The organism is Halodesulfovibrio oceani subsp. galateae, from assembly GCF_055397225.1.
Genome location: NZ_AP042453.1, coordinates 3674175 through 3688086, shown reverse-complemented (window position 1 = coordinate 3688086; position 13912 = coordinate 3674175). Strand labels below are relative to the sequence as shown.

The window sequence follows — 13912 nt, the reverse complement described above, 5'->3', positions numbered from 1 at the left end:
CATATAAAATGTTTCCACCTTTCCCTTATGGTTTGTTTGCGGTTGTGGCGAATACTATTCCTTGCAGCACCAGTATACGCCACAACCGGAACATACAAATTTTCGGGTCAACATGCGATGCAGAAGCATCTGGAAGACCACTGCCGTATGATGTCACCATTTATTTCGAGGAGAATCCCATGAGCCAAAACAACATCATTTCCATGCAAGATGAGCAGCGTCTGTTCACCCCTTCTAAATCCGTAGGCGTAGGAACTCATATCCAGTCCCTGGAAGAATATGAGCGTCAGTATAAGCGTTCTATTGAAGACAATGAAGGGTTCTGGGCGGGACGGGCAAATGAGTTGCTTGACTGGTTCTCCCCGTTCACCAGTGTGCTTGAAGCAGACATGGACACACCGGACATCCGCTGGTTCACCGGCGGCAAGTTGAACGTTGCTCATAACTGTCTTGATAGACATCTGGGACTTGGCCGTAAGGATAAAGCAGCTCTTATCTGGCAAGGGGAGCCGGAAGGAGATGTAATTACATTCACGTATGAGGAACTCTACGAAGAAGTATGTAAATTTGCTAACGTGTTAAAAAAATACGGAGTAGGCAAAGGCGACCGAGTAGCCTTGTACATGCCGATGATTCCGGAATTATCCATTGCCATGCTTGCCTGTGTTCGTATTGGCGCAGTGCATTCAATCGTTTTTGCAGGCTTTTCTGCCCTCAGCCTGCAAAGTCGCATGATAGATTGTGAAGCAAAAGTGCTTGTTACCGCAGATGCTGTTTTACGCTCCGGTCGCGTAATTCCCCTTAAAGCTAATGCAGACGATGCACTGAAATCCTGCCCGAGTGTTGAACACGTTGTTGTTGTAGACCGTGCAGGTATTGCAGAACAAGGCAAACTGGAATGGACGGACGAGCGGGATATCTGGTGGCATCAGGCAATGCAACAGCCTGACATCAAGCCTTTCTGCGAGTGCGAGCCTATGGATTCTGAAGATCCGCTGTTTATTCTGTATACAAGTGGATCAACAGGAAAACCAAAAGGCGTTGTGCATACTACTGGCGGGTACCTTACCTATACAGCGCACACATCACAGTGGGTTTTTGATATTCAAGAATCCGACGTGTACTGGTGTACCGCTGATATCGGCTGGATTACCGGTCATTCTTACATCGTATATGGCCCGCTGTCCCTCGGTGCCACAACCGTTATGTTTGAAGGTGTTCCAAGCTACCCTAGCCCGGATCGTTTTTGGCACATCGTAGAAAAATTCGGCGTTTCTATTTTTTACACTGCCCCGACAGTTATCCGCGCCCTTATGCGCGAAGGAACAGAGTGGACCCAACGCCACGACCTTTCTTCATTGCGGGTACTTGGATCCGTTGGTGAACCGATTAACCCTGAAGCATGGATGTGGTATCACGATGAAATAGGCAAAGGTAAAACTCCTATCGTCGATACTTGGTGGCAGACAGAGACAGGCGGCATTATGATTGCTGCACTCCCGTTTGCGACTCCACTCAAACCGGGGTCTGCGACTCTTCCACTTCCGGGAATTGATGCTCGGATCGTGCGCTCTGACGGAACAGATGCCGAGCCGAATGAAGGCGGACATCTTGTTATCCGTAAACCATGGCCGGGTATGCTTCGCGGCGTCTTTGGTGATCCGGAACGCTACAAAAGCACCTATTTTGAAAAATTCCCCGGAATGTATGAATCCGGTGACGGTGCTCGCGTAGATAGTGACGGCTATTTCTGGATCATGGGGCGCCTTGATGACGTAATCAACGTATCCGGTCACCGTATGGGCACAGCTGAAATTGAATCAGCATTGGTTGCTCATCCTACGGTTGCAGAGGCAGCAGTAGTAGGAATGCCGCACGCTATCAAAGGTGAAAGCATTTATGCCTACGTGACCTTAAAGGCAGATGAAGATGAGACTGAAGAATTGCGCGCGTTACTTCGCACCTGGGTTCGAAAAGAAATCGGACCGATTGCTACGCCGGAAGTATTGCAGTTTGCAGAAGAACTGCCAAAAACTCGAAGTGGTAAAATTATGCGGAGAATTTTGCGGAAAATTGCTTCAGGAAGCACTGGCGATTTTGGTGACACATCCACTTTGGCCGACCCAAGTGTCATCACCGAACTCGTTGAGGGTCGTACAGAGCTGACTGGAAGCTAGGCTTCAGCCTTCTACCGCTCTTCCCGGAGACAAAGGACGCAATCTGACTGCTTCAATGGTGCACAGCTTATCAGCACATGTTGGAGGTGTTGATTGCGTACCTTTGCTCAAGGGATGCATGAAAACATTCATAGCATTCCCCCCCTTTGAATTAATTTTGGGCACTGAACAGATGGTAACATTTGTTCAGTGCTTTTTTTTGATAACAAACTCTGCACACGGAATGAGACGATTCCATGTGCAGAAATGTTATCTAGTAGAGCATACCAACGGGCGTAACGCGGTATGCTCTGATTCACCAGCGAAGAGCGATGAAATTTTTCTATAAATCGCTAAACAATGGTTACAGAAAAAAGCTGAGTATCGAGACAGATACTCAGCTTTTTTTCTATAGCACTCACTAACGGCTATTTAGCCGAATAACATTCTCGCAGTATGTTGCGTTAACTGTGGCGGTAATACCGTCCATCAGTTTCCCCCGCAGTCACAAAATCAAAAGATTCTTCTGCGAAATAGAGTGAGATATTACCTACTCTATTTGTGGTATAGTTTGAGTACTATACCCCCCCGTGCCCCGATGAAGATAAATCTTCACCCGGCTATCCCCTGTTCTGCACCCTGAGGTGCAGACAAATGCGTGCAAAATCTTCCATGAGCCTTACTATTCCCCAGCGGGGCTCAAACAACCTTTTCCCCAAGATTGTCGGAAGATTTTACACCTTCAGGCGTAGTACAGTATCGTATAGGACACTGCTGACCGAAATTTGTAATCCCGTCGTCAACTGTTGCATTGTGACGAGCAGTCTTTGTGTTTCTATTATAGCAAGCACAATGCCAACTTTTCAAAATTAATTAATTATAATATTTCAGTTGGTTATGATCTGTAGAAAAAGTGATGAAAACAAAAAAGTGTCTCATGAGACGTCTCATGAGACACTTTGAGACATCCTGAGACGCCTTCAGTATTTTTATTTCGGGATAATTATCCCAAACCAAGCTCTTTTAATTTTCGGTACAAGGTCGCTCTGCCCATACCAAGCAATTTAGCTGCCGCTGTTTTGTTGCCATTGGCAGAAGCAATCGCTGCCTGAACTTCTTCAACAGAAACGGTATGACAAGGCACACGCGCCTGTTGCATGGAAGCCGGCATATAGGCATTCGGGCTGATAAGCGGCTGCGGGGAGTAATGTGAACCATACCCGCCGCCATAACCACCACCGTACGGCGGATAACGAACAGTATCAGAACTGGACAACGGATCTGCACCCAGAATCTGTACAGGCAGGTGATCCGGCGTAATACGTCCGGTTCGGGCAAGAATAGAAGCATGCTCGATAGTATGTTTCAATTCTCGAATGTTACCCGGCCAAGAATGGTTCATGAAAACTTGCATAACCTGCTCTGATAAACCGGTGATAGAAACCCCGAGAGTATCGTTGAACATATCAATAAAGAACTGCACCAGCAGCGCCAAATCATCCAGACGCTCACGCAACGGCGGAAGGTGCACGTTCATGACATTCAGTCTGTAAAACAAATCTGAACGGAACACGCCCTGCGCCACACGCTGCTGTAAGTCTGCATTGGTTGCAGCCACAATACGTACGTTAGCTTTGCGAGTTACTGTATCGCCCACGCGTTCAAATTCGTGTGACTCAAGGAATCTGAGCAAAAGAACCTGAATACGTAATGATACGTCACCGATTTCATCAAGGAAAATTGTTCCGCCTTCAGCAGCTTCAAAACGACCGACCTTATCTTTGGTTGCACCGGTAAATGCTCCGCGAACATGACCGAACAACTCGCTTTCCAGCAAGTTTTCAGACAACGCTGAGCAGTTCACACGAACAAGCGGCCCGTCTGCACGGGCACCGTTATGGTGCAACGCTTCTGCCACAAGCTCTTTGCCCGTACCGGATTCACCGGTAACAAGAACAGTTGTGTCCAGATCAACAAGGTTTTCAAGCATTGAATACAAGTTGAGCATACTTTTGCTGGTACCGATAATGTTCTTGAAGGAACGTCGCTCCTGCAACTGTTCTTCCAGAGTAACAAGGCGGGTAATGTCGCGCAGCATAAGCATAGCGCCACGTTGCCCATCAGCACCGGATGCAAACGGCGAGCAGTTGATCATAAAGATATGTCTTGCGTCAGCATCCAGCAGCAACTCGACTCGTTCTTCAACAATCCGTTCACCGTATGAAAGCACGTCGTGGAAAAATTCATCACAGCGCAATGCAAGGTCAGGCATAACCTGCGGCAGCAGCTTACCCACAACATCATCCTGCATAACACCGAACAGATCTTCACCCGCACGGTTAATACTTTGCACGGTAAGTTCCGGATCGACAGAAATCATCACGTCCTGCATGGACGAGAACAGCAACTCTAAATGCTGTTTGTATGTTTCTTTTTCTTGAAGGGTACGTCTGAGCTGTCTATTGGAAGCGCTCAATTCTTCTGTACGGCTGGTAACTTTTCCTTCCAGTTCGCTGTTGCTTTCAGAAAGCTGCTTGTAGAGAAAAAAGTTTTCAATGGCGATGCTTGCTGCAACAAGCGTCATAGAAAGGAGATAAAACGAGACATCTTCTGCCGGCTCGTCGCCCTGCAAAACGCCCACAAACATCCCCACAGGCCCTGAAGAGGTCTGTAATGGATGCAGCAACACGTCTCCAAGTCCTTCGGAGGTGACAGTCGTAGGCTGATTGCGGCGCAGCGCCCAGGAAAACATATGGTCTTCCATGAGCTTACGGCACGCATCGGTAATGCTGGCTTCTTCTGTTTCGGATGAACACCATGACATAACAAAATCATGCGATTCATCATCCACCAGCAAAAATGCCATCGTCTTAAAAGGGTGGATAGCCTCTACATTGGCAGCAATTTCCGTGAGCATGCTTGAAACATCGGCAACTTCACTTAGCCGATATCCAAAATGCCCCATTCCTGTTGCTGCCTCCAGAATCTTTAACAACGCCTGCCGGCTCTCCGGTGTATTGTTTTTATCTGGAGAAACAAATGCTTCATGCTCTACCATCTCACCCAACTTTGCTTATAAGTACGACGTCATCAACCGAAAAGCACGCACTCTCCGGCTCTCATGCCCGCGACAACTCGTAAACTGCGCAAGCGCAGTCCGTTGCCTTTCTCTCTTGAATTACACCAGCTACACCAAGGCTGCAACACCCGCATGGCTACATACCGTCGGTCAAAATCTCCAGAGTATCTGCAAACTGCCTATCATATTGCGAAAGAATAGGGGCGAGTGCAGAAGGAGAAATCTTTGTTTCATCCAATGTAGCTGAAAAAAAGTCCGGCAAATGGAATGTGCAGAAATCTTTTCTACGCAATCCGGTCGCCATAATCGTTGCCAAATGCACAATACTCGAATCTGTCGGCAATGGTGACGACAGAGGCGTGTAGCAATGGCGAACAATATTTGTCAAAGTTTCCGGAATATTCCATGACTCCAACAGAGCTGCGCCCACTTCCGCATGGTTAAAGCCGAACACCGCTCGTTCAGCAACCGGAAGGGGAACATCTTTTTTACGGCTCAGCAGTACGGCCTTACACATAGATGCAGGGTCATAACTGATCATAAGCAACATACCGACAGGCTGTAACAACCCGCCGACAAACAGGCGTTCTTCCATCAACTCCGTGCAGTGTGCACCAAGCAGACGAGACAGAATACCACAGGAAATCGCATATTCCCAAAAGTCCTGAACGTTAAAGACGGTATCCGGAATCCCGGAGAAAATGTGTACAACACTCAGTCCCAAGGTCAGCGTCGTCAATTCGTTAGAACCAAGAATTGTCAACGCACGTTCAATGCTTTCGATACGGGATGGAAACCCATAAAACGGGCTGTTAACCAGTTTCAAAATGCGGGCGGCAAGTCCGGTATCTTTAGACACGATACCAGCAAGCCTGCGTGATGTCGTGAACGGAAACTCCAATTCACGAACAATCTCATAATAAATATCCGGAAACGATACCAGCTCCAGTTGTGTTTCAACAAGATCCTGAGGCGTAACCATTCCCGGACGCAGAGTACTCTTTGCTGCCTGATCGTATAGACCGCGCATGTTCTCTGCTGTCATCACAGAAAAATTTCGGCTGCGTATAGCCTTCGTTGTGCGTTTTATACACTGAACTTTAAACTGGCGCATAAAACTGGAACCAGCTTCCTGCCCACGGAATGCCTGTGTAACAAACCGTTTGGCAAGTAATTGCGCTTCATCCGCAACAGACTCTTTTTCCAGCTGAGCCTGACGTGAACTTTCGCGTGTACCCCCTATTATATCGGCCTCTACCACTCCCCATGCTTTAAGAATTGTAATCTTTTGTTCATCCAGCTCTACACCGGCAGGAAACAGACGTTTTCCCTTCATCCCCCGAACTTCGTCTTGAAGCACCATACCGGATTGAAGCAGGTCAATACTGAGTTTTCCCACAACCATCTCCTGCTATAAATAATCACAATGCAACGTAACTTATCTATCTAAAATATGATATAATTCATAGTCCTCATTGCCGTAAAAAACTCTATACACTGTTGGTAAAATCATACATAGGTATAGAAGAACCATCTTGTAACCTGTATGCTACAATTCTAGATTCATAAATATAGTAAACAATCACGCACAATGGTGTAGTCATGTCAGAACACAGCAGCAAAGCTAAGCAAATCGTTATTCTAGGCGGTGGATTTGCCGGACTCTGGGCAGCAAAAGAGTTCGGGAAAAAAGATGGATACCAAGTTACAGTTATCGATCGTAACAACTATCATCTATTTCAACCTCTGCTTTATCAAGTTGCATCCGCAGGACTGGAACCGGAGCAGATTTCATATCCACTCCGCGGAACCTTCCGTAAAATGCTGAATGTAGAATTCCGCATGGCCGAGGTAACCGGACTTGATTTAGAAAAAAAAGTCCTCCTCAGCGATGTAGGGCCTATCCACTACGATGGTCTTATTATCGCTCTCGGCAGCGTCACCAGCTACTTCGGCGTTCCCGGTGCAGAAGAGTTTGCCTTCTCGCTTAAAAGTGCAGAAGAAGCCATCGACATCCGTAACCATATTCTTTCCTGCTTCGAATACGCACAGCACGAGCCAGACCCTGCAATACGGGAACAACTGCTCACCTTTGCGATTGTAGGCGGCGGCCCTACAGGCGTTGAGTACGCGGGCGCTCTTGCTGAACTCGTACACACTTCACTGCGTAGAGACTTCAGAGGACTTGATAAGAATGATGTAAAAATCATGCTCATCGAGGGAGAAGACGGCCCTCTCAAAGGCTTTCCTGAAAAATTACGCAGCTACGCTAAAAAAAGACTTGAACACCTTGATGTACACGGCACCTACAAACAGCATGTAGTGCAGGTTGAAGCGGACAAAGTTACCCTGAAATCCGGTGATGTCATTTCCACACGTACAGTCCTTTGGACAGCCGGTATTCGCGGCAACAACGTTGCCGAAAAAATGGGAATGCCTCTGGGGCATGCAAACCGCATTATAACGACACCTGAACTTAATCTTGCAGATAACCCTGAGGTATTTGTTGCCGGAGACCTTGCCCTACCGATGGATGGGGATACTCCAATCATTGGCCCGACTGTTGCTCCAAACGCAATCCAGCAGGGCGCACTGGCAGCCAAAAACCTCATGAACTTTTTTGAAGGTACAAAGCTTGAGCCGTTCTCCTACTTCGACAAAGGCTCACTTGCCACCATCGGCCGCTCCAGCGCAGTTGTTCATCTTGGAAAATTTAAAATAACAGGCTTCTTCGCGTGGGTGACATGGCTCATTGTTCACCTGCTGTATCTCATCGGATTCCGTAACCGAGTCATCGTATTTATTAACTGGTCGTTCGAGTATCTCTTTTTCGAACGCGGTGTACGGCTCATTATGCCAAAAGCAAAAGATACAATTCCGCACGGAAAAGCAGATGAATATGAACCTTCAGGCACCGAGGGCGCGGCATTGAACGAACGCTCTACAAAAGAAAAATGAATATAGCCTGCTAAGGTTGATAAGTATGAAAAGTACAGGCAGTATACAGTCATGATAATGGTTCTCTTAACGATGCCATATAACTACTGCCCCGATCGCTCTCTGTAAAAGCTACAGAGTACCGACAGAGCCTTTTTTAGGCAGATTGAGACAACACGATGCAACGAAAGACGCACCTGAACCGGCAGAAATCTTACTGTTCTGCTTGTAGTTACCTGAACGTTTCCGGGAATAATCATTTTGAAATACATAAGAAAACGTATGCATTTCAAATAGCTTCCTGAACTGACAGCCAACAGCCGGTGTATTTTTAAGCTGCACAGCACCTATCCTCGAGATGTGTGTCCTTGTGCGAGTTTGTCATCAACCTGAGAGGATGTGCTTATGATTTTAAATGCTAATCAACTGACTGCACTGCGCCAACGCAATGATGAAGAGCTGCGCAAAGACCCGCAAAGCTACGGCTACCCTGCACAGACGATACGGGACTTGCTTCATACAATTGAAGCAACAAAGAAAGAAAAGAAAAAGTGGAAACGTCTTGCGCAGGAACGCGGCAGCGTCATTGAAATTATGAAGAAAGCACTGGAAGAAGAAGTCTAGCGTAACGTTCACCGAACACAAAAAAAGGAAAGGGAGTACCCTTTCCTTTTTTTTATTTCTTCGGATCTTTTGTTCCGGAGTATGTGCAGGCATTACGGATCATTCTGTAATGCCCTTCTTTATCTACTCCAATGGGACGCCCGCACAGGCAAAACACTTTCCCGTCGCGTTCATCTATCTCAAAGATTTTTTTTATCCGATCTTTATGACATCGGACGACTTCGCCCTTGCCGATCTTAAAATACTTCCAGAGTTTTCTACGGCACGCGGCACACTTAAATGTCAGCATTAGTATCCTCCCGAAGTATATACGCAAGCCTTTTGAACCTAAGCGCTGCGATGTCTGCAACCCATTAGCTAATCAGTCCATCAGCTAATCGGGGCAGACTACAATAAATTAAAAATCAGGTGCTCTGTCAAATTCAAGAGTCTCACCGGAAACAGGATGTGCAATCTTTAAATAACGAGAGTGCAACATAAGACGTTCACCGGGCTTACGTGTGCCGTACAGATTATCCCCGACAATTGGACATCCAAGCCCGAATTTATGGGATGAATGTACACGAAGCTGATGTGTACGTCCTGTAATGAGATCAAACGCTATCCGAGTCTGCCCGTCAGAGTAATCAAGCTTTTCCCACAAAGTAAGACAACGCTTGCCCTGAAGCGGATCATAAATGCGAATAGGGCTGTTAAACCAGTCCAGACGCAACGGCAGATCAATTGTACCACTGTCCCCGCGAACTTCACCATCGAGAATTGCTTCGTACTTTTTCCCTACGCGTCGTTCACGAAACTCTGTGGACAAATCGCGTTTGGCTTCAGCTGTAAGCCCAAGAATAAGGATGCCGGATGTAGACATATCGAGGCGATGCGCTTCTGGATGTTCAATACATCCGGGAAACATTTCACGCACGCGGCTGACAACACAGTCAGCTTTTTCCGGCCCTTTTCCCGGTACAGAGAGCAGTCCCGCAGGCTTATATACCACTACGCAATGTTCATCTGCGTACAAAACGTCTATTGAAAGATGCGACGCATCATATGTATCAAACATAAATTTATCCATCGTTATTGTAACCCGCAAAGCATAAAGCCGAGAATCGGCTGGCATTTTTCTTCGCACGCTTCGTAAAATTTACCGTGCTGCCGCGTTTGCGATTTATTTTCAGCTCCATAGAAAAACTCTGCAATTCCAAGCGGAGTCAACTGATTCTGCTGCGCATAATGAATCAGCTTAGGAGCACAACAATCTGCCGTACCGGTTCGCATACCCTGTTTGCTGTAGAAAACTTCTTTAAGCGGCTTTTTTCCGCCTGAAAAATTTCCCAGAATATACAATCCGTACAGTTCATCCATTAAAGAGCGAGAGCGAGCTTTTCGCTCCTGCTTAAGCTGTTGCAGAAGTGCCTTGTCGGAAGGAGCAAGCCCATTAATCTGATCCGTATAATCGTTCACGATCTTGTTCCCCACAGAATTTACCGCATTATACTGCGCTAAATCCATTACAGGCGGTGCCCATCCGGGGATTTCGTACAACCTGTCATACTGACCGGAAAAAGCACGCACAATACCCACGGTACCGTCCTGCTTTCTGCAAACCATAATGCCAAGCATCTGCCCCAACGCGGAGCCCCATAAATACTCCATACTGTAGCGCGGGTTTCCCGCAAGTGCGTCCACTTGTGCCTGAATTTTCTGCTGATCCGCAACACTGTCGGGAATAGGGAGAAGCATGTCGCCTTTGGCCTCAAGCTGCTGCCGCAATTCATGCGCATAGAGTTTCGCATGACCGTACGGTAGCGAATGCGAAACACCACACGCGACACAATGTCCGAATGCGGATGCTTCTTCAGAAAACTCATCTGTACACGTATCCAATGGGATAAACACTCGCATCTCCTTGCGCTCAATATGGCAGAATTCACTGCTCTGCACCGAAAGGTATATAGGCACTGAATGCAAGAACAGCAAGAAAAGATAGGCACACGGATAGCAGGCAGGCACGGCGGCACAAATGCTACCCTGCAAACGCAGAAAAACGAGATGATAAACATCTCGTTTTCTGTTGCAAACCTACCGGACAAAATCAGTATATCCTACAAAGAGCCTCTGACTGTCGACGAAAACTTGCGTTGGCGAATGCCGTGCAGCAACAATCTTCAGCAGAGGAAATCCATTTATTTAAAGAAAACTCCGGTAGTTGCTCGATGTTGCCATCGATTGCGTTGCAAATAGGTTTGGAGGGATTGGAAACCCGTATCCGCGGTCAGGAAATGCAAATTCAGAAAGTCTAAACTTGCAGCGCTGTTTTCCAGCCCGCACGCATTACCTGTTCCAGACCCTATGCAATATTTTTTCTAGTGGCTGCCGCAGCCTTCTGTGCTGTGACTGTGGTCTGCGCCGCCGCCACAAGTGAATTCCTGAGAGAAATGTGGAAGAGTACCGGCGATGAATGCGCTTACTGCATCCTGAACGCTTGCTGCGCCGTTGCCGTGCAGAACTTCGATACCAACCTGATTAAAGCCCATCAGAGGACGCATGCCCATGCCACCGGAGATGATAGCCTGAACTTTGTGACCTGCAAGGTAATTAACAGGAGCCATACAGCCACCCTGCTCATGCGGGATGTTAGGAATGATTTCAACATTAGCAATGCTGCCGTTTTCCACGGAAATAAGGGTGTACATCTGGCAATGGCCAAAATGTGCGTCTACGCCTGCTTCAAGTCCACCTGGTGCTGCAGATGGAACTGCTACGAGAGTTGAGGACATATTGTCTCCTTGTAACCTGTCAAAAATTCGGTGCTGCAAGGGTAATTACAGCTGTGAGAGTACATTGTTCCAGATACCGGCAAAATCAGTGTACATTGATGAATCATATTCTGTAACGGCCTTCCGCTCCACCATTGCTGCTGTAACAACATTGGAGTGCGGAACTCGACCAGCAACCGGGTACCCCTTTTGCTCGCAGAATGATTCAATCTTTTCTGTCATGTCGGTATTTAAATCGTATTTATTAATGACCACGCATCCTTTAACTCGGAAGTGGTCACATAATGCGGCAACGCGTTCTAAATCGTGCAGACCCGATGGAGTCGGCTCAGTTACGAACACGGCAAGATCAGTTCCGGAAAGTGAGCTGATAACAGGACAGCCGATGCCCGGTGCGCCGTCTGCAAGCATAATCTCGTAGCCATACTCTTTGGCGGTCTTACGAGCTTCATCTTTCAGCAGTGCTACCAGTCTGCCGGAGTTTTCTTCTCCGGGATACAACTGTGCATGAACCAACTGCCCGAAACGGGTATGTGATCTGTACCATTCGCCACATTTTTTTAAATTAAAATCAATAGCGTCACCCGGACACAAAGCAACGCAGACTTTACAGCCTTCGCACTTGATCGGGTCTACTGTATACAATCCGTCTTCTTCTTTGATTGCATCAAAACGACAACGCTCTAAACAGTCGCCGCACTTCATACAATCGTCCTGACGGATATGAGCTTCATAACCGGACCAGAACTCATGAGTCTGATATTTTTCAGGCTGGCTGAGAAGATGGAAATCCGGTGCATCAACATCCAGATCGCAAAGGATTGCATTGTCTGCAAGATGGGCAAAAGCACCGGTAACTGATGTTTTACCGGCTCCGCCCTTACCGCTGATTACGAGAATCTCATGCATGGACGGACTCCTGAATAGAACGGGTCAGCTCTTCGAACACAGGTTTAAGTGAAGGAACAGCTTCTGTAATCACTGATCCCATAGAATACGCTTCTGCAATGCCTCTATCGTACGGAATTTCCGCCCAGATAGGGATATTGTGTTCTTCACAGAAGGCATAAACCTGCATGTCGCCGATGCCTGCTTTGTTTACAACAACACCCGTTGGTTTGTTGAAAACTGAGAAGGCTTCGTAAGCAATTTTAAAATCGTAAAATCCAAACGGGGTCGGCTCCGTTACCAGTACTACGCAGTCCGCGTCTGCCACTGCGCAAATCGCAGGGCAACTCGCACCGGGAGGAGAATCTAGTATAACGTCACGAGTCTCATTCTCATAGGATGAGAAGACATCGTTCTTAACCAACTTCATTAGTGGAGGACACATCGCCTCACCGATGCGAAGTCGACCCATATGGAACGCAATATCACCGGAAGTGCCATGGCACAGCTCGCCCAGCTCGCGAGAACTCTCTGTTAATGCACCGGTTGGACACACAGCAATACAACCGCCACAACCATGACACATTTCAGGAAATGTTAATAACGTATCCCCAATTAATGCAATTGCCTTAAACTGGCACAACTCAGTACAGGCACCACAAGAGGTGCACATCCTCTCGTCTGCTTCGGGAATTTCGATATAACCTTTCTCTGTTCCGGTGATGCTAGGATGTAAAAATAGATGAAGATTAGGCTCTTCAACATCCAGATCAACCGCAGCAACGGGGGTTTTCCAGTTCGCTGCTAATGCAGCAGTAACTGTTGTTTTACCAGTACCACCTTTGCCGCTAGCCACTGCAATAATCACTAGAAACGACCTCCGCCTTTACGACCGCCGCCCTGACCGCCGCCCTGACCGCCACCTTGGCCGCCACAACGTCCGCCGCCTTGTCCACCCTGACCTCGTCCGGTACCCTGACCACGTCCGCCGCCCTGTCCGCGACCGGCACCCTGACCAGCTCCCTGAGCCTGCTGAGTAGGTTGGGCCTGTTGAGTAGACTGAGCAGCACCGCCGCCCATTCCACTTTTGCCCTGAGAGTTAGGTGTGGAAGCAATAGTGATATTGCCACTGTTAAATTCTTCAACTGCTTTACGCACAGTCATGTTTTCAACATCCTGTCCAATCTGAACCTTCGCAGCTTCAAGTGCTGTAAAGGCTTTAGGACCAACATAACCGGTGAGCACAACCTGTGCGCCGCTACCTGCTACATTCTGAGCAGCCTGAATGCCTGCCCCTTGAGACATTGTCTGTGAAAGACCATTATCCAAGTAAGTAAACTCAAGGCTCTGAGAATCTACAATCAAAAAACCAGGCGCTCGTCCGAAACGAGGGTTAACAGTATCATCAAGTGTTGGGCCATTGGTGCTGATTGCTATTTTAATTGATTCCATCG

At 47.5% G+C, this 13912-nt stretch carries 12 protein-coding genes; 3 read left to right on the top strand and 9 right to left on the bottom strand.

Translation table 11 applies throughout. The features are described from left to right. The first annotated feature begins 179 nt into the window (after positions 1-179). Entirely contained in the window at positions 180-2177 is a 1998-nt protein-coding gene (gene acs, locus ACZ5V1_RS16205) for an acetate--CoA ligase (protein WP_464389722.1), read from the top strand. Positions 2178-3159: 982 nt separating this feature from the next. Here acs and ACZ5V1_RS16200 read toward each other — a convergent pair. Together ACZ5V1_RS16200 and ACZ5V1_RS16195 are read right to left on the bottom strand one after the other, a co-directional pair. Next, positions 3160-5214, bottom strand: coding sequence for a sigma-54 interaction domain-containing protein (locus ACZ5V1_RS16200; RefSeq protein ID WP_464389721.1), 2055 nt, complete (start codon positions 5212-5214; stop codon positions 3160-3162). A gap of 157 nt (positions 5215-5371) precedes the next feature. Then, positions 5372-6634, bottom strand: a complete 1263-nt coding sequence (locus tag ACZ5V1_RS16195) for an HDOD domain-containing protein (protein WP_464389720.1) — start codon at positions 6632-6634, stop codon at positions 5372-5374. Positions 6635-6837: 203 nt separating this feature from the next. Between ACZ5V1_RS16195 and ACZ5V1_RS16190 the strand changes: the two genes are divergently transcribed. Together ACZ5V1_RS16190 and ACZ5V1_RS16185 are read left to right on the top strand one after the other, a co-directional pair. After that, on the top strand, positions 6838-8193 hold the full coding sequence (locus ACZ5V1_RS16190) for an NAD(P)/FAD-dependent oxidoreductase (protein WP_464389719.1): 1356 nt from the start codon (positions 6838-6840) through the stop codon (positions 8191-8193). 384 nt (positions 8194-8577) lie between these two features. Next, positions 8578-8796 carry a hypothetical protein gene (locus ACZ5V1_RS16185; protein ID WP_464389718.1) on the top strand — a complete coding sequence of 73 codons (219 nt, stop codon included), beginning with the start codon at positions 8578-8580 and terminating at the stop codon, positions 8794-8796. A 52-nt stretch (positions 8797-8848) separates the two neighbouring features. Here the strand turns inward: ACZ5V1_RS16185 and ACZ5V1_RS16180 are convergent, their stop codons facing one another. The 7 genes from ACZ5V1_RS16180 to ACZ5V1_RS16150 all read right to left on the bottom strand — a co-directional run bounded on the left by ACZ5V1_RS16180 (position 8849) and on the right by ACZ5V1_RS16150 (position 13910). Further along, a complete protein-coding gene (locus tag ACZ5V1_RS16180; protein ID WP_020000856.1) occupies positions 8849-9085 on the bottom strand; it encodes a hypothetical protein in 237 nt (78 codons plus the stop codon). Between the two features lie 108 nt (positions 9086-9193). Then, the gene (locus tag ACZ5V1_RS16175; protein ID WP_464389717.1) at positions 9194-9853 is read right to left on the bottom strand and encodes an RluA family pseudouridine synthase; all 660 of its coding nucleotides are present in this window, start codon (positions 9851-9853) and stop codon (positions 9194-9196) included. A 14-nt stretch (positions 9854-9867) separates the two neighbouring features. After that, positions 9868-10689, bottom strand: a complete 822-nt coding sequence (locus ACZ5V1_RS16170; protein ID WP_464389716.1) for a hypothetical protein — start codon at positions 10687-10689, stop codon at positions 9868-9870. A gap of 467 nt (positions 10690-11156) precedes the next feature. Beyond that, the gene (locus tag ACZ5V1_RS16165) at positions 11157-11570 is read right to left on the bottom strand and encodes a NifB/NifX family molybdenum-iron cluster-binding protein (protein WP_464384897.1); all 414 of its coding nucleotides are present in this window, start codon (positions 11568-11570) and stop codon (positions 11157-11159) included. A 45-nt stretch (positions 11571-11615) separates the two neighbouring features. Further along, complete coding sequence (locus tag ACZ5V1_RS16160) at positions 11616-12479, bottom strand: ATP-binding protein (protein WP_464389715.1); 864 nt, start codon at positions 12477-12479, stop codon at positions 11616-11618. Next, positions 12472-13326: a nucleotide-binding protein gene (locus ACZ5V1_RS16155; protein ID WP_464389714.1), complete on the bottom strand. Its 855-nt coding sequence runs from the start codon at positions 13324-13326 to the stop codon at positions 12472-12474. The genes ACZ5V1_RS16160 and ACZ5V1_RS16155 overlap by 8 nt, the downstream gene beginning before the upstream one ends. Next, complete coding sequence (locus ACZ5V1_RS16150; RefSeq protein ID WP_464389713.1) at positions 13326-13910, bottom strand: NifB/NifX family molybdenum-iron cluster-binding protein; 585 nt, start codon at positions 13908-13910, stop codon at positions 13326-13328. Before ACZ5V1_RS16150 ends, ACZ5V1_RS16155 begins: the two co-directional genes overlap by 1 nt. Positions 13911-13912: the final 2 nt, after the last annotated feature.